This is a genomic window from Streptomyces sp. RKAG337 (genome assembly GCF_023701715.1).
Lineage (GTDB): Bacteria > Actinomycetota > Actinomycetes > Streptomycetales > Streptomycetaceae > Actinacidiphila.
The window spans coordinates 6,591,717-6,615,970 of record NZ_JAJOZA010000001.1 but is presented as its reverse complement, the minus strand read 5'-3'; the positions used below and the strand labels follow the sequence as shown (position 1 = coordinate 6,615,970).

Below are 24,254 nucleotides of genomic sequence, written 5' to 3'. Positions count from 1 at the left end.
TGTCGGCCGGGCGGGGCGCGGGGTTAGCGTGCGGGCATGACACAGCGGACCTTCGCAACGTTCGAGGATTTCTGGCCCTACTACGTGGCGATGCACTCCCGGTCCGCCACTCGCTGGGTGCATCTGACCGGGACGCTGACCGGGCTGGCGATCAGCGCGTACGGACTGGCCCGGGGGCGCCGGCGGTATCTCGCGGCGCTGCCGCTGATCGGCTACGGGACGGCGTGGCCGGCGCACTTCCTGATCGAGAGGAACAACCCGGCCTCGTTCGGCCACCCCGCCTGGTCGCTGCGCGGCGACGCGAAGATGATCGCGACGATGCTGGCCGGCCGGGACGCGGAACTGGGCGACATCGCCGCGAAGTGGCTCGCGGAGCAGCCGCAGGACTGACCCGGCTGCCCACACCTTCCGGGACCGGGCCCAGCGCCCCGGCCCCGGTCCCGCCATTCCCTCTCCCGCCCTGCCATGGCAGACTTCTGACGAACCGTCAGATTCAAAGGGGAGGCGGCACGTGGCGCGAGCGCGCAAACCTGTGGTGGCCGGCTGGTTCACGGAGGCCGGACCGCACACGGACGACGGACCGGCCGCCGAGGACACCGGCGACGGCAACGGCTTCCGGCTGATCGGCACCCGCTGCCAGGACTGCGGCTCGGTGTTCTTCCCCCGGGAGGACACCTTCTGCCGCAACCCGGCCTGCTCCGGCACCACGCTGGAGGAGACCCCGCTGTCCAGACGCGGCCGCGTCTGGTCGTACACCGACGGGCGCTACCGGCCGCCCGCGCCCTACGTCTCCGACCCCGCCCGCGAGTGGGAGCCGTACGTCCTGGTCGCCGTCGAACTCGCCGCGGAGCGCATGGTGGTGCTCGGCCAGGCCGCCCCGGGCACCGCCCTGGCGGACCTCGCCGTCGGCATGGAGGTCGAACTCGTCCCCGGCGTGCTCAACGAGGACGCCGAGACGACCTGGACCACCTGGCACTGGCAGCCCCTGGGAGGCAACCGATGACGGACGACGTGGCAGTGCTCGGCGCGGGCATGCACCCGTGGGGCAAGTGGGGCCGGTCCTTCACCGAGTACGGCGTCGCCGCCGCCCGCGCGGCCCTCGCCGACGCCGGGCTGGCCTGGACCGACATCCAGCTCGTGGTCGGCGCGGACACCGTGCGCGGCGGCTACCCCGGCTATGTCGCCGGTGCCACCTTCGCCCAGGCGCTGGGCTGGCAGGGCGCCCGCGTCACCAGCGTGTACGCCGCCTGCGCGTCGGGCGCGCAGGCCGTCAACGCCGCGCGCGCCCAGATCCTGGCCGGGATGGCGGACGTCGCCCTGGTGATCGGCGCGGACGCCGCGCCCAAGGGCTTCTTCGCCCCCGCCGGCGGCAACCGCCCCGACGACCCGGACTGGCTGCGCTTCCGTGTGCTGGGGGCCACCAACCCCACGTACTTCGGCCTCTACGCGCGCCGCCGCATGGCCCTGCACGGCGACACCCTGGAGGACTTCGCGCAGGTCAAGGTGAAGAACTCGGCAGCGGGCGCCGCCAACCCCAACGCCCGCTACCGCAAGGCCGTCTCGGCCGGCGAGGTGGCCGCCTCCGCGGTCGTCGCGGATCCACTGCGGCTGCTCGACATCTGCGCGACCTCGGACGGGGCCGCCGCGGTCGTGCTCTCCAGCATGGAGTTCGCCCGGCGGCACACCACGGATCCGGTGCGGATCCGCGCGGTCTCCACCGTCACCCCGTCCTATCCCAAGACCGTGCTGGACCTGCCGGACTTCGCCACCGACTCGGCGGCCGCCGTGGAGCCGCCCGCCCTGGGGCTGCGGGCGTCCATCGCGGCGGCCGCGTACGAGGAGGCGGGGATCGGCCCGTCGGAACTGGACCTGGCCGAGGTCTACGACCTGTCCACCGCCCTGGAACTCCAGTGGTACGAGGACCTGGCGCTGTGCGCGCCCGGCGAGGGCGCCAAGCTGCTGCGGGACGGGGCGACCGCGCTCGGCGGCCGGATCCCGGTCAACACCAGTGGCGGACTGGCCTCGTTCGGCGAGGCGGTGCCGGCTCAGGCCATCGCCCAGGTCTGCGAGCTGACCTGGCAGTTGCGCGGCCTGGCCGGGGACCGGCAGGTGCCGGGCGCCCGGGTCGGGATCACCGCCAACCAGGGATTGTTCGGCCACGGCTCCTCGGTGGTGGCCGTGCGGTGAACCGCTCGCGGCCTTGACGCTCCATCACACCAGGTGAACACTTCCGGTGGTGCGCAGGCCCGCGGGAGGTCACTTTCCACCGCTGGTGATGTCGCGCGCGCTCTTCGGATGGCACAAGCCCGGTCAGTGCAGCCCGCACGAAGGAGCCCGCCATGCATTCCAGCGGAGACGTCTTCCTGGGCGAGATCATCGGTACCGCGATCCTCATCCTGTTCGGCGCCGGGGTCTGCGCGGCGGTCACCCTCAAGCACTCCAAGGCGAGAGCCTCCGGCTGGATCGTCATCGCCTTCGGCTGGGGCTTCGGGGTCCTCGCCGGGGCGTACACCGCCGGGCCGCTGTCCGGCGGCCATCTCAACCCGGCCGTCACCCTCGGCATCGCCATCGACACCGGCCAGTGGGACCAGACCCCGTACTACCTCGCCGGACAGCTGATCGGCGCGATGGCCGGCGCGGCCCTGGCCTGGCTGGCCTACTACGGCCAGTTCGCCGCCAACACCGGCCAGGACGAGGAACCGCTGGGCACCCTGGGGATCTTCTCGACCGTCCCCGAGATCCGCGTCCCCTGGCAGAACCTCGTCACCGAGGTGATCGCCACCATGGGACTCGTGCTGCCGGTGCTCGCCATCCCCGGCAACAAGGGCCTGGGCGAATCCGGCACCACCACGCTGATCGTCGCCCTGCTGGTCGTCGGGATCGGGCTGTCGCTCGGCGGACCCACCGGATACGCCATCAACCCGGCCCGCGACCTGGGCCCGCGCATCGTCCACGCACTGCTGCCCATCCCCAACAAGGGCACGTCCGACTGGGGTTACGCCTGGGTGCCGGTCGCCGGTCCGCTGATCGGCGGCGCGCTCTCGGGAGCCCTCTACAACGCCGCGTTCTAAGGGAAGCCGTCATGAGCGACGAGTCCGTCACGTACGTAGCCGCCATCGACCAGGGCACGACCTCCAGCCGCTGCATCGTCTTCGACACCGACGGCTCCATCGTCGCCGTCGACCAGCGCGAGCACCGTCAGATCTTTCCCCGGCCCGGCTGGGTGGAGCACGACGCCACCGAGATCTGGTCCAAGGTGCAGGCGGTGGTGGCGGGCGCGCTCGCCAAGGCCGGGCTGCGCGCGGACCAGCTCAGCGCGCTGGGCATCACCAACCAGCGGGAGACCACCGTGCTGTGGGACCGGGCCACCGGCCGGCCCGTGCACAACGCGATCGTCTGGCAGGACACCCGCACCGCCGCGCTCTGCGACGAACTCGGCGGCCAGCACGGCCAGGACCGCTTCCGCGAGCTGACCGGCCTGCCGCTGGCCAGCTACTTCTCCGGGCCGAAGGCGGCCTGGCTGCTGGACAGCGTGCCGGGCCTGCGGCGGCGCGCCGAGAACGGCGAGATCGCCTTCGGCACCATCGACTCCTGGCTGATCTGGAATCTGACCGGCGGTGTCAACGGCGGCGTCCACGTCACCGACGTCACCAACGCCTCGCGCACCCTGCTGATGAACCTGGAAACGCTGCAGTGGGAGCCGTCGATCCTCAGCGCGATGAACATCCCCGAGGCGATCCTGCCGGAGATACGGTCCTCCTCCGAGGTCTACGGGACCGCCGTCGGGCAGCTGGCCGGGGTGCCGGTGGCCGCCGCGCTCGGCGACCAGCAGTCGGCCGTGTTCGGGCAGACCTGCTACGAACCCGGCGAGGCCAAGAACACCTACGGCACCGGCAGTTTCCTGCTCCTCAACACCGGCACCCGGCCGGTGCCCTCCAAGAACGGCCTGATCACCACCGTGGGCTACCAGCTCGGCGGGGAGCCGCCGGTGTACTGCCTGGAGGGCTCGATCGCGATCACCGGCGCGCTGGTCCAGTGGTTCCGCGACCAGCTCGGCATCATCCGCTCCGCCGACGAGATCGAACCGCTGGCCGCGAGCGTCGCGGACAACGGCGGCGCGTACATCGTGCCCGCCTTCTCCGGCCTGTTCGCCCCGTACTGGCGCTCCGACGCGCGCGGGGTGATCACCGGTCTGACCCGTTACGTCACCAAGGCGCACCTGGCGCGGGCGGTGCTGGAGGCGACCAGCTGGCAGACCCGCGAGGTCGTCGACGCGATGTACCAGGACTCCGGGGTGCGGATCACCTCACTGCGGGTGGACGGCGGCATGACCGTCAACAACCTGCTGATGCAGCACCAGGCGGACGTCCTGGGGGTGCCGGTGATCCGGCCGGTGGTCGCCGAGACGACGTGTCTGGGCGCCGCCTACGCGGCCGGCCTCGCCACCGGGGTCTGGCCGGACCTGGACACGCTCAAGGCGCACTGGAAGCGCGACACGGAGTGGACCCCGGGCATGGACGAGCCGACCCGGGAGCGCGAGTACCGGCGGTGGAAGAAGGCCGTCGAGCGCAGCTTCGGCTGGCAGGACGAGGACGGCCAGGACGACCGGCCCTAGACCTCAGGCATCAGGTGGCGGCGGGCTCCCGGCGGTCCGCCGCCACCTTCGCGGCATGCTCGACCACGGTGATCAGCACCTCCTTGGCGGAGGCCCGGTCCCGCGCGTCGCACATCACGACCGGTACGTGCGGGTCGAGGTCCAGCGCGTCGCGGACCGTCTCCGTCGCGTGCTGGGTGGCGCCGTCGAAGACGTTCACGGCCACCGTGAAGGGGATGCCGCGCCGTTCGAAGTAGTCGACGGCGGCGAAGCAGTCCTCCAGGCGGCGGGTGTCGGCCAGCACGACCGCGCCCAGCGCGCCCTGCGCCAGCTCGTCCCACAGGAACCAGAAGCGGTCCTGTCCCGGCGTGCCGAACAGGTAGAGCACCAGGTCCTCGCGGAGCGTGATCCGCCCGAAGTCCATGGCGACGGTGGTCGTGCTCTTGGCCTCGACACCGTGGATGTCGTCGACCGGCCGGCCGGCCTCGCTGAGCGGTTCCTCGGTGCGCAGCGGCCTGATCTCGCTGACCGCACCCACCAACGTCGTTTTGCCGACCCCGAAACCGCCCGCGACCAGCAGCTTGAGCGCTACCGGATCGGGGGCGGACCTGCGGCGTCGGTCAGAGCGCCCGAAGCCCATTGATCACCTCTCGAAGAATGCTCTCGTCCACCAGTTCAGCCGGCGGAACAGGCATGCTGACGTGGACGAGTTCCGCGTCCAGCAGGTCGCCGACGAGCACGCGCACCACGCCCACCGGCAGATCGAGGTCGGCCGCCAGCTCGGCGACCGAGGTCGCCATCAGCTGACAGCGGTCGACGATGTCGAGGTGCTCGGGCGACAGGGTGTGGTCGCCCTCGGCCGCGCCGTCCTCGCCCTCCGGCTCGGTCATCACCAGGGCGATGAGGTCGAGCCGGCCTTCGGCGGCATGGCTGGTGCGGCCGCGTGTCATCGCGTACGGACGCACCACCGGGCCGGCGGCGTCGTCGTACCATCGGTCCTTTTCTGAAGTCATGTCACCCCGTACCCCGTCCTCAGGTCATGCCGTCAGCCGCTGAGGGCCGCGCCGCTGTCGGTGCGGGGCGCGGTGCCCAGGTGGGCGCCGACCCGCTTGACCAGCAGCGCCATCTCGTACGCCACCTGCCCGACGTCGGAGTCGGCGTCGGTCAGGACGGCGAGACAGCTGCCGTCGCCGGCCGCGGTCACGAACAGGAAGGCTTCGTCCAGTTCCACCATGGTCTGCCGGACCCCGCCCGCGTCGAAGTGCCGGCCGACGCCCTTGGCCAGGCTGTGGAAGCCGGAGGCGACGGCGGCGAGGTGTTCCGAGTCCTCGCGGGTCAGTCCGTCCGAAGCGCCGATCGCCAGGCCGTCGCCGGAGAGCACCAGGGCCTTGCGGATGCTGGCCACGCGGGTGACCAGGTCGTCAAGGAGCCAGCTCAGCTCGCGTGTCGGGCTCGATGGTGCGGTCATCGACCGTTCCCCTCAGGAGTCGTTCTCGGTGCTGTGTGTTCGTCGCCCGGGCCGTGCGGGCCGACGCTGTCTTCTGCGATGTCGTGTTCGCGCCCGCGCTGCCAGCCGCGCTGCAGCGCGGCCATCCGGTCCCGCACCTCGTCGGCGGTGCGTTCGCGCGGTGCCCCGGCGCCGGGCCGCGCCGCGGTCCCGGTGTCCTGCGACGCGGATTCGACGCGTAGCTGCGGGGCGAGGTTGGCCTGCCGGACGCGCTTCGGCAGCAGGGCCGCCGTCGGTCCCGACGGGCCGGACGGCTCCGCGGAGCGGGCCGCGGGGACGGTCGGCGGCGCGACCGGCCGGCCGCGGTCCGAGACCAGGACCGGGGCGGTACGGCGGCGGCGCGGCAACGGCAGCGGTTCGCCGTCGGCGCCGCCGGAACCGGGGCCGGCGGGGTCCGGGGCCGTGTCCGGCACCTGGGCGTGCTCCCTGCCGTTCTCGCTCCCGGCGGTCTCGAGTCCCCACTGCCGGAAGGAGAGTTCGGTTCCGGTCGAATCCATGTCGATCTCCTCCGCCCCGAGGATCCCGCCGAGGCGGGTCGCTCCGGTGTCCTCACCGGCATCGGTGAGCAGCGTGGCCGGGATGAGGACGACCGCTGTGGTGCCCCCGTACGGCGACAGGCGCAGGGAGACACGTACGCCGTGCCGCTGCGCGAGCCGGCTGACGACGAAGAGGCCGAGGCGGTCGGTGTCGGACAGTTCGAACTCGGGGGTCTCGGCGAGCCGCAGGTTCGCTTCCAGCAGCGCGTCCGGGGTGAGGCCGAGGCCGCGGTCGTCGATCTCCAGGACGAAGCCGTTGGCGACGTGCTCGCCGTGCACCCGGACCGCGGTGTGCGGCGGGGAGAACACGGCGGCGTTCTCGATGAGTTCGGCGACCAGGTGCGTCACGTCGGCGACGGCCGAGCCGGCCACCGCCAGCCTGGGCAGCCTGCGGACCTCGATGCGCTCGTAGTCCTCGACCTCGGCGACCGCCGCGCGCACCACGTCCATGAGCTGGATGGGCTTGCGCCACTGCCGGGAGGGCGCGGCGCCGGAGAGGATCACCAGGCCTTCGGCGTGCCGCCGCATACGGGTGGTCATGTGGTCGAGCCGGAAGAGGTCGGCGAGTTCCTCGGTGTCCTCGGTGCGCCGCTCCATGGCGTCCAGCAGGGTGAGCTGGCGGTGCAGCAGGACCTGGCTGCGGCGGGCGAGGTTGACGAAGACGTCGGAGACGCCGCGCCGCATGTCGGACTGGCGGACGGCCGCCTCGACGGCGGCGCGCTGCAGGGTGTTGAGGGCCTTGCCCACCTGCCCGACCTCGTCGTCGGTGTACTCCAGCCGCGGCACCTCGGTCTCGACGTCGACCTTCTCGCCGGCGGCGAGCCGCCGCATGACGCGCGGCAGCCGGGTGCCGGAGACCTCCTGGGCCTCCTTGCGCAGCCCGGACAGGTCGCGGATCAGGCTGCGGCCGATGCGTACCGAGACGAAGAGCGAGGCGAAGACGGCGATCAGGCCGAGGCCGCCCGCGACGGCCGCCATGATCAGCAGCTTGAGGGCGTAGGGCTCGGCGCGCTTCTTGTGCAGGTCGCCCGCCTGGACACCGATCCGGTCGAGGTCGCCCAGCGCGGTGGTCGCGGTGCCGAGCCAGGAGGCCCGGTCGGCGGCCCGCGGCGCGGCGGCGGCGCCCGCGGCGATCACGGAGTCCTCCGCGGTGCGCAGCGCCTTGCCGTTGGCGCCCCGCCAGTACTCGTCGTAGAGCGTCCGCTCGTCCTCGGGAAGGAGCTTGAGGTTGTCGTCGTAGTAGGCCCGCTGCTCGGCGACGGCGAAGGTGAAGGAGCGCAGCTCCTCCGGGCTCATCCGGCCGGCGCTGATGGTCGCGGCCAGCAGCGCGTCCTCGCGGCTGATCGCGTCGCGGGCCCGGGTGACCGCGATGAGGGCGCGGCCCTGCTTGTCGATCTCCACGTTGTTCAGCGGGTTGAGCGAGTCGAGGAAGTCGTAGCAGGGGTCGACCATCGTGTTGTAGGCGCCGAAGGCGTCGTTACGGGTGATGGTCTGGCCGTCGACCTTGGCGCGCAGCGCGGGCAGGTCCTCGAACCCCTGCGTCACGGCGTCCAGTCGGAGCTTGGCGTCGCCGCTGAGGTCATCCCTGACGCCCGAGTCGAACGCGTTGGAGCGCAACCGGGCGAGCATCTTGTCGGTGGCCTGTTCCTGCTTGGCCAGCCCGGCCTTGAAGTCCGACCGGCGGGGGTCGGCCAGATACAGGATGGCGGCGCGCCGCTCCTGCTGCAGGGCCTGGACCGCGTCCTCGGTCGGGTAGCCGACGTCGTTGACGATGTGCTCGATGTCCAGCAGACCCCAGACCTCGCGGCCGGTGAGCGTGGCGGCGAATGCCCAGATGGCTGTGAGCGACACCAGCGGAATCAGCAGCAGCGCCACGATCTTCCGGCGGATCGTCGTACCGCGAAAGCGCATGGCCTCCCCAACGTCAGCCCCGTTCGGGGGGTGTTCGATCGCATGGAATCTGCGCGAGCCTACTACTGCCTCACAGGTAACTCGAAAGCCAGTCCGGTGGCTGGAGTACGTCGGCCAGATTCGACGATGGCTCGTTTTCGGGTTTAATCCGGGCAACCCGGATGGCAAGGTGGTGCGGGACACCCCGGTTCGGGCGCGATGCACCGTTGCGGCGAGTGGCTGGAAAGGTACTGCGGAATGTCGAGGGCGATTTGCGGGCAGTCACCTTCCATGGACACAGAACCCCTCTCCCTGTGGGTCGAAGATCCCGTCGGTACCCCGCGGATGGCTGATCCTGTCCGGGCCGCTGCCGTCCGTGCCGTGATGATCGCGTCCGTGACCCTCATAGAAGCAGTGATCACCACACTGCTGACCTTCGGCGGGTCCTGGTTCTCCGCACCGGCCATGATCTTCACCGTGGTCAGCACGATCGTGGCCACCTGGGCGGTGCTGGACGTGTGGGTGACCCGGCAGGTGTGGAACCAGCGCAACGGCGTGGTCTCCAGCCCGAGCAGCGCCGCGCGGGCGCTGCGCCGGGAGCGCCGCAGGGCACGGCGCAGGGAACGGACCGCGGCGAAGCCGAAGCCGCGCGGGCACATACCCCGGTCGCTGTCGCGGGCCTGAACGGGCCGTGCGGCGGCCGCTGAACCGGCCGTGAAGGGCCCCGAGGCCGGATCCGGACCCTGGACCCGACCACCGGTCCCCCGCTCCCGTCCCGGCCCGGGTACGGCTACCGGGGCTGCGGCTGCGCCTCCTGCGACGAGGCCTCCCGCGACTGCGGTTGCGGTCGCGGCAGTTCCGGCGGGCGGCGGAACATCCGGGTGGCCGTGATCTCCCCGTGCACCGTCTCACTGCCGGTGTCCTGGACGGGCAGGCCCGGCCGCAGATGCTCCTCGACGGTGATGTACTTCAGCCCGGCGCGCAGGTCCGCGTCGTTGCGCAGCCGGACGACCAGCGGGAACTCGGCGAGCGCCGTGGTGTCGAACAGGCCGGTGGTGTAGATCAGCTGGACGCCCAGGGCGTCGGCGACCGCCCGCTGCAGCTCCAGCAGATACGTCGCGTTGGCCCGGCCGATGGGGTTGTCCAGGAAGAGCGTGCCGGCGTGCCGGTGCCGGTCGCGGCCCCGGTCGTTGCTGCGCAGCGCCGCCATCGTGCAGTACAGCGCGATGGCCGCGGTGAGCAGCTGGCCGCCGGAGAACACATCGCCCATCTGACCCACCGGGACGCGCTCCGCGCGCAGTACGGCGTCCGGCTTGAGGATCTCCACGGAGATCCCCTTCGGCTGGAGCGCCGCCGCGACCCCGCGCAGCAGCAGGGACATCCCGTCCCTGCGCAGGTCGGAGTTCTTGCGGACGGCGGAGCTCGTCGCCTCGTCGATGACCTCGCCGAGGCGCTCGGTGAGCGCCGCGTGGTCCGGGTCCTCGAAGCGGATCCGCAGGAACTCCTGCCCGGACCAGTCGCCCAGCCCCTCGGGGAGGCGGGAGAGCCGCTGGGCGGAGCGCAGGGTGGCGAGCGAGGACTCGACGAGGCCGCGCAGCCGGTCCACGATGCTGTCGCGGTTGCGCTCCAACTGCTCCATCTCGTCGGTCAGCACCCGCAGCCGCGGCGCGAACGCCACCGCCCAGGCCGCCGCGTGCTCGGGCAGCCCGGCCGCCGGAAGTTCGCGGATCTGCTGCCGGGCCGGGGTCCTGACCTGCTCGAACCGGGCGGCGTTGGCATGGCGGACGAGGATGTCGGACGCCTCGCGCAGCTGCGATTCGGCCGCCGAGAGGTCGGTGGCGCAGCCGCGCAGGCTCCGGCGGACCTCGGCGGAGACCGTACGGGCCTCCTCCAGGGTGCCCGCGTAGGGCTCCGGCTCCGGTTCGGCCTCCTCGTGGGTCGCCGGGCCGTCCCTGAGCAGATCGCGCAGCAGCGCGGCCAGTTCGTCGAAGCCGCCGGCCGCGTCCTCCGCGGCCCGGTGCGAGCGCACCAGGTCCGCGTGCGCGCCCCGGGCCTCGTCCAGCGCCTCGGTGCGCGCGGCGAGCTCGCCGTTGGCGCCGCGCAGCAGCTCCTGGGCGTGCCCGGCGTCGCGCGGCAGCAGTTCGGCGGGCAGCTCGGTGTGCGACTCCCCGGTGGCGGGGGCGAGCCGCTCGGATTCGCCGCGCAGCCGGCCCAGCTGCTCGCTGGCCGCCGAGGCACGGGCCTCGATGGTCTGGACGAGCTGCTCTGCGCGGGCCGCGGCGGCCTGCCGGGACGGGCCGTCGGCGCCGTCGGAACCTTCCAGGAGCTGGGCGGCGCGGCTGCGGACCTTGTTGGTCAGCCGGTCCAGTTCGGTGAGAGCCGAGCTCTCGGTGCTCTCCGCGCGGGCCTGTTCGGCGCGCAGGTCCGCGCCGACGCCGACCTGCTCGTACAGCTGCGAGGCCGCACGGTAGGCCTCGCGCAGCGCGGGGAGCGATTCGCCGGAGGGCGGCGCCGCGTCCCGCGCGGGCTCGTCGGGCGCGCCCGCGATCTCGGACCGCTCGGCGCGCAGCACCCGGGCGGTGCGGCGGGCGTCGTCCGCGCCGCGCTGGGCGGCCCTGCGGTCCTCGTCGGCCGCCTGGGCCAGCGCGAGACAGGTCTCGGCGCGGGCCTCGGCCTCGGACGCGTCCTCGGTCAGTTCCCGGGTACGGCGCTGCCAGTTGGCCCGTTCGCGCAGCCGGTGGGCCAGCCCGGCCAGCAGGTCCGCGCGGCGCCGGGCCTGCTGCGCCGCGTCCTGGCGCGCGTCGCGCTCCCTGGCCGCCTCGGCCGACACCTCGTCCGCCTCGGCGCGCCGGGCGCGCACCTCGGTCAGTTCCGCGCGGGCCGCCGCCACGGCCTCCACGGCCGCTTCCACGGCCGCCGCGAGTTGGCCGAGCCGACCCTGCGGGCAGCCGGACCGCCAGGACGCGAGCCGCGCGGCCAGCGTCCGGTCATGGCCGAGCCGGGCGGCCAGCGCGCGGATCTCGGCCTCCCGGGCGCTCGCCCGGGTCCGCAGCTCCTGGCGTTCGCCGTCGGCCGCCAGTTCGTCGTGCATCGCCGGGTTCGGCGGTACCAGGAACACATCGGACGCGGCGCCGCCCGAGGGAGTCGGTGCGAGCAGGGCGGCGGCGGTGCCCACCGCCACGGTCGAGCGCGGCAGCAGGGCCGCCTGCGCGAGGACCTCGCGGGCCCGGCGGTACGTCTCCGGGTCGGTGACGACGACCCCGTCCACCAGCTCCGGGCGCGCCGACAGCACGGCGGTGTGGTCCGCGGGGTCCACGGCCTGCGCGAGGTAGCGCCAGCCGGGCAGCGCGGGGATGCCGTGCTCGCCCAGGTACTCCACGGTGGCCAGCACGTCAGGGCCGGGCGGCAGCAGACCGCCGTCACCGAGCGCCGCCAGGATCCGCGCGTCGTCGGCGGCCGTCGTGCGCAGGTCGAACAGCTGCCGCTCGGCGGCCGCGACGGTGCCGTCCAGCAGCTCGCGCAGCGGTTCGGCGAACGCGTCCAGCTCCATGGCGCCCAGCGGGCCGGCGTCGGGCCGGTGCGGTGCGGCGGGCGCGGCGTCGGTGCGGTGCCGGTCGCCGGCGGGGGCCGCCGAGCCACGGGGGCCGGGGATGGCGTCCCGGGTGACGGACTCGGCCGCGGGCGGGCCCGGCAGGCTGAGGAGTTCGGACAGCCGCGGTTCCGCCGCGAGGGCCTCGGCGACACGGAAGTCGGCGGAGTGGGCGGCCTCGGCGGCCGCCAGGGCGTCCGCGGCGCGGGCGGCGGCCAGTTCCACCCTGGACTCGGCCGCGGCGGCCTCACGGGCGTGCTCCGCGGCCTGACGAGACGTCTCCCGGGCGGTCTCGGCGCCGGCGGCGGCGACGCGCTCGGCGTCGGAGGCCTCCAGGGCGGCGCGGGCCGGATCGGCGTCAGGGGCGGAGTCGTCGAGCCAGCCGGCGCTGACGGCCTCGACCGTCTCCTGCGCGACCTCGGCGAGCCGCTGCCCGAGGTGGCCGGCCTCGCTGCGGGACCGCTGGGCCTCGGTGGCCGCGGCGGTGGCGTCCCGGTGGGCGGCCATGGACTGCTCCTGGAGGGCGGCGGAGCGCTCCTCCTCCCGGTCCGCCTGCTGGTCGGCGCCGTCCGCCGCCGCGTGCAGCGCGCGCACCAGGTCGCCGGCGGCCAGCGTGCGGGCGGCCAGCGCGGGAGCCGCGTCGCGTTCGGCCTCCTGGATGGCCGCGCTGACCCGGGCCAGCCGGTCACCGGCGGCGCGGTGCCGCAGCACCGTCTCGGCCGCCTGCCAGGCGGAGTGCAGCGTGCGCGCCTCGTTGAGTTCGCGGCGCAGTCCCGCCGCTCCCTTGTCGGACGCGGCGAGGGCCAGCGAGGCGTGCCGGTAGGCGAGTTCGGCGGCCACCAGGGCGCCGCGGCCGCGGGCCCGGTCGGCGTCGGTGACGGCCTGGGCGGCCCGGTCGGTGTTCTGCGCGAGCTCCGCGCCGCGGCCGCGCTCCTCCCGGGCACGCGCGGACAGCCGGCGCGCCAGGGCGCGGGTGCGGCGCTCGGACTGGGTGTGGATGCCGCGCGCCAGTTCACGGGCGCTGGCGTGCTCGACGATCCGCTCCAGCAGCTCCAGCGAGCCGGCGGTGAAGTCGCGTTCCGCGGTGAGTTCGGCGCGGCGGCCGAGCTTGCCGGCGAAGCTGTGGACGAGGTCCGCGAGTCCGTCGGTGTCCCGGGTGTCGGTGACGGCGCGCAGCAGCAGGTCGGCGAAGTCGGAGTCGTGCCGGACGGCGAAGAGCCCGGCCGCCTCGCCCTCGTCGGCGTTCATCTCCCGCTGGTAGCGGAAGAGCTCCGGGTCCAGGCCGATCTCACCGAGGTGTTCGTTCCACCGGTCGTGGATCTCCTCCCACACCACGTCCAGGTGCGGGTAGAACTTGCCGGCCTCGGTGAGGGCGTCGCGGAAGCCCTTCATGGTGCGGCGGCGGCCCGTCGCGCCCGAGGCGCCCTCGGCGGGCGGCCGGACGGCGGTGGACTCGGCGACCGGGAGCGAGTCCAGGCTGAGCCCGGGGCCGGGGCGGAACGAGTACCAGGCCTCGGCGAACTTGCGCGGGTCGGAGGAGACCTGGCGGCCGCGCCACTCGCTGACCTTGCCCACGACCACCAGCTCGCCGGTGACGGTGTGCTGCCACTCCAGCGCCACGTGCCCGCAGTCGTCGGCCAGCAGGAACTTGCGGAGCACGCCCGAGCTGGCCCCGCCGAGGGTGTTGCGGTGGCCGGGCAGCATCACCGAGAAGATCAGCTTGAGCAGGACGGACTTGCCGCCGCCGTTCTCCAGGAACAGGACGCCCGCGGGGGCGGGGCGGCGCAGCGGGCCGGTCGGCTCGTCCTGGAAGAACTCGGCCTGGGCGGGCGCGGGCTGCGGTACGGGCGCGCCGACACCCCGCAGGTCCAGGACGGTGTCTGCGTACCGCGCACCGGCGGGGCCGATGGAGTACAGGCGGAGCCGGGACAGCTCGTACATGGCGGCGGACTCTCGTTATCTGCGCGGGTGGGCGCGCGGGTGGGTGCGGCTCAGGAGTGGCTGTGCTGGTCTTCTTGGCTGTGCCGGCTCTCGCGGCCGAGGCTCCGGTGACCGTCGTTCCGGTGGCTGTCGCTCTCGTGGAACGGCAGGCCGGCCTCGGCGACGAGGTCCAGCTCCCCGGTGTCGTCGGGCGGCAGCAGGGTCGCGGAACCGTCGCTCACCGGGACGACGCCCAGCTCCAGGAGTTCCGCCATGGCCGCGCTGCCCGCCATGTCCCGGACCTGCAGCTGGTACCGGGCCGTGGTGCGGAACGTGCCGCCCGCGTCGTCCCCGGTGCGCTGCAGGAAGCCGGAGTCGACGAGGAAGGCGACCGCCTTGCCGACGATGCCGGTGGTGGAACCGGCCAGCCGCCGGGCGTCCTTGGTCGCGCCGGTGGCGCTGCGGCGCGTCCAGACCCGCCAGGCCGCCTCCAGACCGGGCGCGTCGCTGGCCGGGTCGGTGTTCTCGCCCTGCTCCTCGGCACGCTCCTCCAGCCGGCGGCAGGCCTGGCGGACGAACCCGTCGATGCCGTTGACGGTGATCCGGCCGATGTAGCCGTCGTCCGCGAGGTCCTCGGGGCGGGGGAACGCCATGGTGGCGGTGGCCAGGTGCGCCAGGCCGTGCAGGAAGCGGTCGGCGGCGTCGGAGGCGGCCCGCCGCGAGTACTCGCCCATCCGGACCGCGAACACCGAGTCCTCGGCGGCGGCCACGGCCATCCCGGCGCGCGGCGACACCTCCAGGACGATCAGGCCGAGCCCGGCGGCGACGGCGTCCGCGAGGCGGGCGAAGGCCGGCTCCTCACGGTGTCTGCGGATCAGTTCCGCGTACTCCGCGTCACGGGCGGGCAGCAGCTTGGGCTGCAGCCCGTAGGAGACCAGCCGGGCGGCGTCCGCCGCGTCGGCCGCGGTGACGGGTGACGGGGCGCCGGATCGCGCGGCCGGCGCGGCATCGCCGTACGCGGCCGGCGGCGCGGTCTCGGCGTCGCGGTACTCGGTCACGGGTGGATCTCCTCGGGGCGGACGGCGGATGGCTGCTCGGGGGTGCTGGTGGGTGCGGTGGCTGTCATGCGATCTCCGAACGGGCCGCGGCCATGCCGGCCGTGTCGAGCCGGGCGGTGCCCACGATCAGGTCGGCGCCGCCGAACTCCGGATCCGTCAGCTCCTCGCCGTCGTCGACGGAGAACAGCAGCCGCGGCTCGCCCTGCCGGTAGGCGGTGCCGACCGGCGGGCTGGCGGCGTGCACGGCCAGCAGGGCGACGAGGTAGGGCAGTTCGGGGTCACGGCGGCGGGCGTCGGCGAGCAGCCCGGACAGCCGGCGCGGCGCGTCGTCCGGCAGGTCCAGCAGTTCCAGCGCGCTCTCCAGCTGCTCCTCGGTGAAGCGGCTGTCGGCGGGGGTGGCCACCAGGTCCGGTTCCGGCATCGCCGCGCCCAGGTGCTCGCGTTCGGTGGGCGGGGTGAGCAGCACGTCCACCAGGTCGCAGATCCGCACCGCGGGCGGGGTGCGCAGGCCCGCGCCCCGGGCGAAGAAGGCGTCGGTGACCCGGGACGCCTGCTCGACGGGGAGCGGCAGGACGGGCGCGACCAGCTGCCCGTACAGATCGAGCCCGGCCCGGGCGGGCGCCGAGGCGAACGCCTGCCGGTCCTGCTCCGCGCGGAACAGCGGCCCGGCCTCCAGCAGCCGGGACTGCAGCTGGGTGTGGCGGCGGATGCAGTCCTTGACGATGTCGACGAGCTCGGCGGCCCGCCGCTTGTGCTCCGGGTCCTCCGCCTCGTCCCGCGCCTTGCGGATGTTGGTGAGGATCGCGTTCTCGTGCCGGTACCGGTCGGCGACGTGGTCGAGCGCCTCGGCGATCATGTCCGGGACGGCACGCAGCCAGTCCACCGCCCGGACGTTGCGCCGGGTCGCCTCCAGGGCGCGGCGCAGCGTCTCCGCGTACTGCACGGTGCGGTAGCGGGCCTGCTCGGCGGCGAGCTGGGCGTCCGCCAGCCGTCCCCGGCTGATCAGCACCTCCAGCTTGACCTCGGCGGCGATCTGGGCGCTGGTGACGTCCGTGTCGAGCGCGCCGACCAGGACGTTGACCGCCTCGTCGGTGGTGCGCAGGTACACACCGCCGCCGGGGCCCGGCACCTCCTCGATCAGCTTGAAGTCGTAGTCGCGGCGGACGTACGCGCCGTCCGGGCCGAAGGTGCCGTAGACCGCGCGGAAGCCGCGGTCCACGCTGCCGACGTTGATCAGGTTCTCCAGGACCCAGCGGGCCACCCGCTCGTGCTCCTCGACGGGCCGGCGGGGTGACTGGGCGGCGACCCGGGGCAGCAGCCTGGTCACTATCTGCTCCGGGTCCGCGCCGGTGTCGAAGTCCATGTTGAGCGTGACCATGTCGATGGCGGACAGCGCCACCTCCGCCATCGCGTACACCGAGTACTCGCCGGCCAGGTTCGCCTTGCGCACGTCCAGGTCGTGCAGCGGCGCGGTGCACGCGAGCGCCTTGAGGCGGCGGGCCAGGCCCTCGTCGGCGGCCGGGCCCGGGGCGGGGCGGGGCGCGCCCGTCGTCGGGTACGGGGTGGTTACGGTCACGACGCACACATTAGGCGGTGCCACCGACATCGAACGAAACGGCACGGATCACCCGCCCGGCCACAAGTCACCCGTAGCAGAGCCGTTCCCGATGCAGCACCATGGCGGACATGGTCATCGATCTCAACGCGGATCTCGGCGAGGGCTTCGGCCGGTGGACCCTCACCGACGACGACGCGCTGCTCTCCGTCGTCACCAGCGCCAACGTCGCGTGCGGCTTCCACGCGGGCGATCCGGTCACGATGCGGCGGGTCTGCGCGCTCGCCGCCGAGCGCGGCGTACGGATCGGCGCGCAGGTCTCCTACCGGGACCTGGCCGGCTTCGGGCGGCGCGCCATGGACGTGCCGCCGGACGAGCTGGCCGCCGAAGTCGCCTACCAGATCGGCGCCCTGGACGTGTTCGCGCGGGCGGCGGGCTCACGGGTCTCGTACGTCAAGCCGCACGGCGCGCTCTACAACCGGACGGTCGGCGACGCGGCGCAGGCGGCGGCCGTGGTGGCGGGCGTCCTGCTGGCCGGCGGGCCGGACGGCGGGCTGCCGGTGCTGGGGCTGCCCGGCTCCGAGCTGCTGGCCGCGGCGGAGAAGGCCGGTCTGACGGCGGTGGCCGAGGCGTTCGCCGACCGGGCCTACACCGAGCGGGGCACCCTCGTGCCGCGCGGCGAGGCGGGCGCGGTGCTCCAGGACGCCGACGCCGTCGTCGGGCAGGCCCTGGCGGTCGCCCGCGACGGACAGGTCGTCGCGGCCGGCGGCCGGCGGATCGCCGCCGGCGCGCGGTCGCTGTGCCTGCACGGCGACACGCCCGGCGCGGCGGACCTCGCGCGGCGGGTGCGGCGCGAACTCCAGGACGCGGGCGTCTCGTTGCGGCCCTTCGCATGAGGACGCTCCCGGTGGGGGAACGGGCGCTGCTGGTGGAGCTGGACGCGGACGGCGAGGTCGGGGCGTTCCACGCCGAGCTGCTGCTGCGGCGGGCGGCCGGGACGCTGCCGAAGGTGCGCGAGATCGTGCCCGCGGCCCGCACGGTCCTGCTCGACGGCCTGGACGACCCGCGCGCGCTCGCCGTGGAACTGGCCAGGTGGACCGTCCCGCCGCTGACGGCGGAGGCGGGGCGGAGACGGAGATCCGGGTGCGGTACGACGGGCCCGATCTGGCGGAGGTCGCCGGGTTGTGGGGGGTGCGGCCCGAGGAGGTCCCGGAGATCATCGGCGGCCTCGTCTTCCGGGTGGCGTTCTGCGGCTTCGCTCCCGGTTTCGGGTACTTGACCGGGCTCCCCGAGCACCGGCACCTACCGCGCCGGGCCACCCCCGCACTTCGGTTCCCGCCGGTTCGCTGGCGCTGGCCGGGCCGTACGCGGGCGTCTACCCGCGCTCCTCCCCCGGCGGCTGGCAGCTGATCGGCACCACCGACGCCGTCCTGTGGGACCCGCGGCGCGAGCCGGCGGCACTGCTGGCCCCCGGCACTCAGGTGCATTTCACCCAGGACGCGTCATGACGGAGCACGAGGGGCGCGGCATGACGCGGGGGTCGGTGCTGGTGGTGCGGGCCGGTGCGCTGACGACGGTGCAGGACCTCGGGCGGCCGGGCCACGCCCACCTCGGTGTGCCGCGTTCCGGGGCGCTCGACCCGCCCGCGCACTGCCGGGCCAACCGGCTGGTCGGCAACCCGGACGGGGCCGCGACCCTGGAGACCACCGTCAACGGCTGCGCGGTGCGGACGGAGCGCCCCGTCGTCGCGGCCGTCACCGGCGCGCCCTGCGCGGTCCGGATCGACGGCCGCCCCGCCCCCTGGGGCGCCGCGGTCCTGGTGCCGGCCGGCGCCGTCCTGGAACTCGGCGCCGCCGAGGACGGGCTGCGCTGCTATCTGGCGCTCGCGGGCGGCGTCGACGTCGAGCCGGTGCTCGGCAGCCGCTCCGCCGACCTGCTCTCGGGGCTCGGCCCGCCGCCGCTGTCGCAGCACGACACGCTCCCGCTGGGCGCGCCCGGCGGCCGGTCCCGTGACGCCGACACGATCCCGTGGCCCGCCCCGCCGGCCGAACTCGTCCTGCCCCTCGTGCTCGGGCCGCGCGACGACTGGTTCGCCGAGGACGCGCCACGGCTGCTGGCGGCCGGCGCGTACACCGTCTCCGCCGCCTCCAACCGCATCGGGCTGCGCACCGAAGGCCCGGCGCTGCGGCGGGCGTTCGACGGCGAGCTGCCCAGCGAGGGGATGGTGCTCGGCGCCGTCCAGGTGCCGCCCGACGGCCGCCCCGTCGTCTTCCTGGCCGACCACCCCACCACCGGCGGCTATCCCGTCATCGGCGTCGTGCCGGAGCCGCGGCTCGCCGCGGCGGCGCAGGCCGTCCCCGGCACGCCCGTACGGTTCCTCCCGGTGCGCGGGCGCGGGTTCGGACGCGGCTAGGGCATGCCGGACCGGCCCTGGTCGAGCGGGGCGAGGGCCCGGGTGGTCAGGTCGTGGACCCGGGTGTCCAGGATGTGGGTGGTGCCGGCCGCCCGGTGGCGGCATTCCGCGGCGGCGAGCCGGAGGAGTCCGGGGAGCAGATCCGTACAGCGGTCCGCGATCCACTGGGTGCCGCGGGTCGCCATCCACCAGGCGCCCGCCGCCCGCGAGGGGCCGGGACCGGCGGGGTCGGGGTGCGGGGGCTCGCCGGCGGCGAGGCCGTGCACGGTGAGCAGGGCGTGGAACTCGCCGGCCAGCAGCCGGTGCCCGAGTTCGCTGGGGTGCAGGCGGTCCGCGCTCCACGCGGCACGGTCCGCCGTCCACGGCCGGTCCGCCGCGTGCAGATGGAGTGCGCCGTGCCGTTGCGACAGGACGTGCACCACGTGGTTGACCGCCCGCATCCGGCGGGCGAGCGGACGGGCCAGCGGCCAGGGCAGCCCGATGGCGCGGCCCGGGTCGGGGAGACAGGCCGTCAGAACGCCGGAGCCGTCGGCCCGCAGCGCGCCCATGACGACATCGAGGCGCCGGGCGACGACGGTGATGTCGAACGAGCCGCGCAGGGTGTCGTTGGCCCCGATCAGGACGGACGCCAGATGCGGCCGGAAACGCAGCGCGTCGTCGAGCTGCCGCCCCGCCACGTCGGAGGTGAGCGCGCCGCTGTGGGCGCAGTTGAGCAGTTCCACGTCGCGGGGCCCGGCCCCCAGCCCCGGCGCGAGCAGCGCCGCCCAGCCGCGCCACCGCCCGTCGGGGCCCGGGTCGCCGAGTCCCTCGGTCAGCGAGTCGCCCAGCGCGGCGAAGCGGATCTCCGGCGGGTGCCCGTCCGCCGGGCGTCCGGCCCGCGGGTGGTCGTGCCGGCCGCCCGGCCGGGGGTTGGGGGCCAGTACGGGGGCGCTCACGGGGTCTCCCCCGCGCCCCGGGTGAACAGCGGGCGGCGGCGGGTCATGGCGTGGCTCCCGGTGTGCGGGCGGGCAGAGCGCCGAAGGGAGAGGTCGTGATCAGGGGCGCGGCCTCGTGGGCGGCGAGGAACGCGGAGACGGCAGCGGGCCAGCCGTACCGCTCGGCCTGGTGGCGGGCGGCGGCGCGGCGGGCGGACTCGGGCCGGGCCAGCAGGCGTTGGACGACGTCGGCGAAGGCGCGGCCGTCGGTGGCGCCGGCGCCGGCCGGGCCGATGAGGGCGGGAAGTGCGGACAGGGCGCTGGCGACGACGGGGGTGCCGCAGGCGAGCGCCTCCAGGGCGGCCAGTCCGAAGGTCTCGGCGGGGCCGGGGGCGAGGACGATGTCGGCGCAGGCCTGGAGGGCGGCCAGCCGGTCGCGGTCGGCCACATGGCCGAGGAAGGTGACCGGGAGCCCCGTGGCGCGGGCCCGCGCCTCCAGGCGGCCGCGCAGCGGGCCCTCCCCGGCCACGACGAGCGCCGCGTCGACCCCGCGCCGCCGGAGTTCCGCGAGGGCCTCCAGGGCGCGGCCCGGCCGCTTCTCGGCCGACAGCCGCGAGCACATCACGAGCAGCACCGCGGCGCCGCCCGCGTACCGCGCCCGGAGCGCGCCGTCGCGGAGCGCCGGGCGGAAACGGTCGAGGTCCACGCCGAGCGGGGCCCGTACGACGTTGCGCGCCCCGAGGCGTTCGAACTCGGCGGCGGCCCACCCGGTCGTGCACACGACCCGTGAGTAGGCGTGTGCGGTACGGCGGTTGAGCCGGTCGGCCGCGACCCGGGCGGCGCCCGGCGGCATCCCCCAGGTACGGAGTACGGCGTCGGCGCTCTCGTGGGAGACCATGACGGACGGGACCCGGTTCCTGCGGGCCCACTCCCCCGTCCAGCGCAGCGTCGTACGGTCCGAGACCTCCAGCCGGTCCGGGGCGAGCGCGTCGAGCAGCGCCTCGACCGGTTGCCTGCGGGCGAGGACGTGGTAGCCGCCGGTGCCGGGTATCGGAGTGCCGGGAAGGGTGATGACCTTCCCCTGGGTGGTGGATTCCGCGCGGATCGCCGGGCGTTCCGGGGACGCGGCTCCCGGCATGATGAGGACCGGCTCGTGGCCGGCCGCGAGATAGCCCTCGCCCAGGTGCTGGAGAGCGGTGCGCAGCCCTCCGGAGACGGGGGTGATGAAGTTCGCGAGGCGGACGATCCGCAGCGGCCGGCTCATGCCGCGACCGCCGTACGGGCGCTGAGCACCTGCGCGTAGTGGTCCAGCAGCTGGTCGCCGACCGCCTCCCAGGTGCGCGTGGCGACATCGGCGCGGCCGGCCGCCCCGTACCGCGCGCGCAGCGCCGGTGCGCGCTGCAGGAGCTGCACCGCGTCGCAGAGCGCGTCGGCGTCTCCGGGCGGCACCAGCAGGCCGGTGCGTCCGTGCGCGACGAGGTCGAGCGGGCCGCCGGCGGCGGGGGCGATCACCGGCACCCCGCTGGCCATCGCCTCCTGGACGGTCTGGCAGAACGTCTCGAAGGGGCCGGTGTGCGCGAAGACGTCGAACGAGGCGAAGATCCTGGCCAGCTCGTCGCCGGTCCTGGAGCCGAGGAAGACCGCGCCCGGCAGCGCCGCGCGCAGCCCGGGGGCGCTGGGGCCGTCGCCGACGACCACCACCCGGACGCCGGGCAGCCCGCAGACCCCGGCGAGCAGGCCGACCTGCTTCTCCGGGGCGAGCCGGCCCACGTAGCCGACGATCAGCTCGCTGCGCGGCGCGAGGGTGCGGCGCAGCGCGGGATCGCGCAGTCCGGGCCGGAAGCGCACCGGGTCGACGCCGCGCGGCCACAGGTGCACCCGGGGGACGCCCTGCCGTTCCAGTTCCCGCACCGAGGCGGTGGACGGGGCGAGGGTGCGGGCGGCGGCCGCGTGCACGGCGCGGATGCGCCGCCAGGCGGCGGCCTCGCCGACGGGGAGGTAGGAGCGGGCGTAGCCGGCCAGGTCGGTCTGGTAGACGGCGACCGCCGGGACCCGCAGCCGCTCGGCGGCCGCCATGCCCCGTACTCCGAGGACGAAGGGGCTGGCGAGGTGGACGATGTCGGCGCGGTGCGCGGCGATGGCCGCGGCCGTCCGGCGGCCCGGAAGGGCCACCCGTACCTGGGGGTAGCGGGGCAGCGGCAGGGAGGGGACGCGGATGACGGGGCAGGGGTCGTCGCCGGGCGGTACGTCGTTCGGCCCGGCCGGTGCGATGACCAGCGGCTCGTGCCCGCGCCTGGCGAGGTGCTCTGCGGTACGGAGCGCGCAGTGCGCCACTCCGTTGAGGTCGGGTGGGAAGGACTCGGTGACGATCGCAACTCGCATACCCACGTTGTCGCCATGCCGAGCGTTGACAGGGCCACGTCGATCTATACCGCCGTGGAACGCGTGATGACCCTTCGGGCGGCCGAGCCGCCCGATCCGGTCCCGTGAACCGCCGACGGCCCCCCGCCGAGAGGCGGGGGGCCGTCGGAGAAGCGCTCTAGCGGGCCGGCTCGCCCGAGCTGAGGCGGCCCCGCACCGCGGTCTGCACCTCGGCCTCCTCGGCCGGATCTGCGGCCATCCGGCGCAGCTGGGCCAGTACCCGTACGTCTCCGGTGGCGGCCTGGTGGGCGGCGAGTTCGCGCGTCGTCTCCTCGCAGTCCCACAGGCACTCCACCGCGAAGCCGGCGGCGAAGCCGGGATCGGTGGCGGCCAGCGCCTGGGCGGCGCAGCCGCGCAGCTGGGACGAGGAGGTCTCGCGGTAGACGTGGCGCAGCACGGGTGCCGAGCGGCCGATGGCGAGCCGGCCGGCGCCTTCGATGAGGACGGCGAGGCCCTCGGCGTCGGCGCCGTCGCTCTGGACGAGTCTGCGCAGGCCGGCCAGCACCCGGCCGGTGTCCTCGTCGCCGCCGCGGCAGGCGAGGATGCGGGCGGCGGAGATGCCGAGCGCGTCCTCGCGCTCGGACCAGGAGCGGGCCCGGGCCATGGCGTCGTCGTTGCGCATCCGCTCGAACGATTCGAGGGCGGCTCTGACGACGAGGTCCACGGGACTGGCGGCGGCGGCCTCGATGAGGTCCAGGGCCTGCGGGTCCTGCCGGTCCGCGAGGTGGCGCAGCGCGGCGGCGCGGGCGGCGGCGGGGCCGTCCTGGGCGGCGGCGACGAGCTCGGGGCGGTCCTCGGGTCCGGCGACGGCGGCCAGGCAGCGGGCCGCGGGTTGATCGCGGTGGGCGGCCGGGTACTGGGTGAGGCCCTCGTCGGCCCATTCGAGTACGGCGCGCACGCTCCAGCCGGGGGTCGGTCCCGTCGGGCGCAGCTGGCGCTGCCAGCGGTCGAACGACACCTCTTCGAGTGCCTTGCGGACCCGGGCGGCGGTCGCGGGGTGCCGGGAGTCCTCGGCCCACAACTGCCACGGCCGGGGCTCGTACGCCTCGCGCACGGCCGCGGCCAGCTCGGTATCGCCCTCGGCGGTCTCCGGGAAACGGGCGAGCAGGGCGGGCCCGAGGCCGCGCAGTCCCTGTTCGTCGTCACGGACGGCCAGCTCGTCCAGGGCCCACTCCCAGGTGCCGCCGGTGGCCGCGTAGCGCCGCAGCAGGCGCAGGGCGTCACCGCGCCCGTAGCCGGCGAGGTGGCCGAGGACGGACAGCGCGAGACCGCAGCGGTGCTCGTCGGGGTCCAGGAGGTCGTCCGGATGGAAGAGGTGCTGTTCGATCCCGTCGAGCCCGGCTTCCAGTTCGGAGTACAGCCGCGCGTAATAGAGGGAGCGCGATTCCACCCGCCAGTCGAGGCGGGGGTCACGCAGGACGCACTGCTCCAGAGCGGCGAGGGCATCTGCCCGCTGCGCCGCCAGGGCATGCAGGGTCCCGTCTCCGCGTCCTCGCTGGAGGAGGCCGAGAAGGGTTCCACTGGGCGCTATGTCTGGGTCGAACATGAGGTCAGCATCCGGTGCGGGGAGTTCCAAGGCAACGGGATTTCCGCTGCGGGTGCCCGGCATCCTTACCGGCCACCGGGCGTTTCAAGCCTGGCGGAGGGGTGGGAATGTGTGGGGCCGGGGCGGGCCGCAGCCTACCGAGGTTTCCCCGCCCGTGTCGCTCCGGGCCGCCAGAGGCCCCGGAAGGCATATGGCATATGCCATAAGCACCACCGGATCGGGTATTGCCGAAACCCTTACGGGCCATCACGCCGTGTGCCACAGTCGTTACCGGCCCTTCCGTCCGCCTTGGCCGCTCAGCACCGGTATCC

The 24,254-nt window shown here is 74.7% G+C and carries 19 protein-coding genes and 2 pseudogenes; 10 read left to right on the top strand and 11 right to left on the bottom strand.

Annotated elements, in window-relative coordinates; genetic code table 11:
- Positions 1-36: 36 nt before the first annotated feature.
- The 5 genes from LNW73_RS29370 to glpK all read left to right on the top strand — a co-directional run bounded on the left by LNW73_RS29370 (position 37) and on the right by glpK (position 4,615).
- Positions 37-390: an Mpo1-like protein gene (locus LNW73_RS29370; protein ID WP_250991966.1), complete on the top strand. Its 354-nt coding sequence runs from the start codon at positions 37-39 to the stop codon at positions 388-390.
- Positions 391-511: 121 nt separating this feature from the next.
- On the top strand, positions 512-1,003 hold the full coding sequence (locus LNW73_RS29365; protein ID WP_374118219.1) for a Zn-ribbon domain-containing OB-fold protein: 492 nt from the start codon (positions 512-514) through the stop codon (positions 1,001-1,003).
- Complete coding sequence (locus LNW73_RS29360) at positions 1,000-2,187, top strand: lipid-transfer protein (protein WP_250974708.1); 1,188 nt, start codon at positions 1,000-1,002, stop codon at positions 2,185-2,187. The genes LNW73_RS29365 and LNW73_RS29360 overlap by 4 nt, the downstream gene beginning before the upstream one ends.
- A gap of 152 nt (positions 2,188-2,339) precedes the next feature.
- Positions 2,340-3,071 carry an MIP/aquaporin family protein gene (locus LNW73_RS29355; protein ID WP_250991965.1) on the top strand — a complete coding sequence of 244 codons (732 nt, stop codon included), beginning with the start codon at positions 2,340-2,342 and terminating at the stop codon, positions 3,069-3,071.
- Between the two features lie 11 nt (positions 3,072-3,082).
- Entirely contained in the window at positions 3,083-4,615 is a 1,533-nt protein-coding gene (glpK, locus tag LNW73_RS29350; protein ID WP_250974710.1) for a glycerol kinase GlpK, read from the top strand.
- Positions 4,616-4,625: 10 nt separating this feature from the next.
- Here the strand turns inward: glpK and LNW73_RS29345 are convergent, their stop codons facing one another.
- The 4 genes from LNW73_RS29345 to LNW73_RS29330 are packed head-to-tail and all read right to left on the bottom strand — an operon-like array spanning position 4,626 to position 8,548.
- Positions 4,626-5,234 (bottom strand): GTP-binding protein, encoded by a 609-nt coding sequence (locus LNW73_RS29345; RefSeq protein WP_138357787.1) that lies wholly within the window; start codon positions 5,232-5,234, stop codon positions 4,626-4,628.
- A complete protein-coding gene (locus LNW73_RS29340; protein WP_250991964.1) occupies positions 5,215-5,607 on the bottom strand; it encodes a DUF742 domain-containing protein in 393 nt (130 codons plus the stop codon). The genes LNW73_RS29345 and LNW73_RS29340 overlap by 20 nt, the downstream gene beginning before the upstream one ends.
- A gap of 32 nt (positions 5,608-5,639) precedes the next feature.
- Positions 5,640-6,062 (bottom strand): roadblock/LC7 domain-containing protein, encoded by a 423-nt coding sequence (locus LNW73_RS29335; protein ID WP_250974712.1) that lies wholly within the window; start codon positions 6,060-6,062, stop codon positions 5,640-5,642.
- Entirely contained in the window at positions 6,059-8,548 is a 2,490-nt protein-coding gene (locus LNW73_RS29330) for a sensor histidine kinase (protein WP_250991963.1), read from the bottom strand. The genes LNW73_RS29335 and LNW73_RS29330 overlap by 4 nt, the downstream gene beginning before the upstream one ends.
- A 375-nt stretch (positions 8,549-8,923) precedes the next feature.
- Between LNW73_RS29330 and LNW73_RS29325 the strand changes: the two genes are divergently transcribed.
- On the top strand, positions 8,924-9,211 hold the full coding sequence (locus tag LNW73_RS29325) for a hypothetical protein (RefSeq protein WP_374118218.1): 288 nt from the start codon (positions 8,924-8,926) through the stop codon (positions 9,209-9,211).
- A 106-nt stretch (positions 9,212-9,317) separates the two neighbouring features.
- On the opposite strand, the gene LNW73_RS29320 is transcribed toward LNW73_RS29325, so the two are convergent.
- From LNW73_RS29320 to LNW73_RS29310, 3 genes and pseudogenes are all read right to left on the bottom strand, one after another.
- On the bottom strand, positions 9,318-14,057 hold the full coding sequence (locus tag LNW73_RS29320; protein WP_250991962.1) for a hypothetical protein: 4,740 nt from the start codon (positions 14,055-14,057) through the stop codon (positions 9,318-9,320).
- A gap of 137 nt (positions 14,058-14,194) precedes the next feature.
- Positions 14,195-15,094, bottom strand: a pseudogene (locus LNW73_RS29315) (hypothetical protein); the annotation flags it as partial.
- A 64-nt stretch (positions 15,095-15,158) separates the two neighbouring features.
- A complete protein-coding gene (locus LNW73_RS29310; protein WP_285369421.1) occupies positions 15,159-16,700 on the bottom strand; it encodes a hypothetical protein in 1,542 nt (513 codons plus the stop codon).
- 71 nt (positions 16,701-16,771) lie between these two features.
- Between LNW73_RS29310 and LNW73_RS29305 the strand changes: the two genes are divergently transcribed.
- From LNW73_RS29305 to LNW73_RS29295, 4 genes and pseudogenes are all read left to right on the top strand, one after another.
- Positions 16,772-17,545 (top strand): LamB/YcsF family protein, encoded by a 774-nt coding sequence (locus LNW73_RS29305; RefSeq protein WP_250991961.1) that lies wholly within the window; start codon positions 16,772-16,774, stop codon positions 17,543-17,545.
- The gene (locus tag LNW73_RS36735; RefSeq protein ID WP_374118297.1) at positions 17,542-17,928 is read left to right on the top strand and encodes a hypothetical protein; all 387 of its coding nucleotides are present in this window, start codon (positions 17,542-17,544) and stop codon (positions 17,926-17,928) included. Before LNW73_RS29305 ends, LNW73_RS36735 begins: the two co-directional genes overlap by 4 nt.
- A pseudogene (locus LNW73_RS36730) lies at positions 17,814-18,157 on the top strand (5-oxoprolinase subunit B family protein). Before LNW73_RS36735 ends, LNW73_RS36730 begins: the two are co-directional and overlap by 115 nt.
- A gap of 20 nt (positions 18,158-18,177) precedes the next feature.
- On the top strand, positions 18,178-19,062 hold the full coding sequence (locus LNW73_RS29295; RefSeq protein WP_250993077.1) for a biotin-dependent carboxyltransferase family protein: 885 nt from the start codon (positions 18,178-18,180) through the stop codon (positions 19,060-19,062).
- Here the strand turns inward: LNW73_RS29295 and LNW73_RS29290 are convergent.
- The 4 genes from LNW73_RS29290 to LNW73_RS29275 form a co-directional block, all read right to left on the bottom strand.
- Positions 19,059-19,997, bottom strand: a complete 939-nt coding sequence (locus LNW73_RS29290; RefSeq protein ID WP_374118217.1) for an SGNH/GDSL hydrolase family protein — start codon at positions 19,995-19,997, stop codon at positions 19,059-19,061. The two genes, LNW73_RS29295 and LNW73_RS29290, sit on opposite strands and share 4 nt — an antisense overlap.
- Positions 19,998-20,040: 43 nt before the next feature.
- Positions 20,041-21,240 (bottom strand): glycosyltransferase, encoded by a 1,200-nt coding sequence (locus LNW73_RS29285; protein ID WP_250991960.1) that lies wholly within the window; start codon positions 21,238-21,240, stop codon positions 20,041-20,043.
- Positions 21,237-22,358, bottom strand: a complete 1,122-nt coding sequence (locus tag LNW73_RS29280) for a glycosyltransferase family 4 protein (protein WP_250991959.1) — start codon at positions 22,356-22,358, stop codon at positions 21,237-21,239. The genes LNW73_RS29285 and LNW73_RS29280 overlap by 4 nt, the downstream gene beginning before the upstream one ends.
- Positions 22,359-22,515: 157 nt before the next feature.
- Positions 22,516-23,943 (bottom strand): HEAT repeat domain-containing protein, encoded by a 1,428-nt coding sequence (locus LNW73_RS29275; RefSeq protein ID WP_250991958.1) that lies wholly within the window; start codon positions 23,941-23,943, stop codon positions 22,516-22,518.
- Positions 23,944-24,254 lie beyond the last annotated feature (311 nt).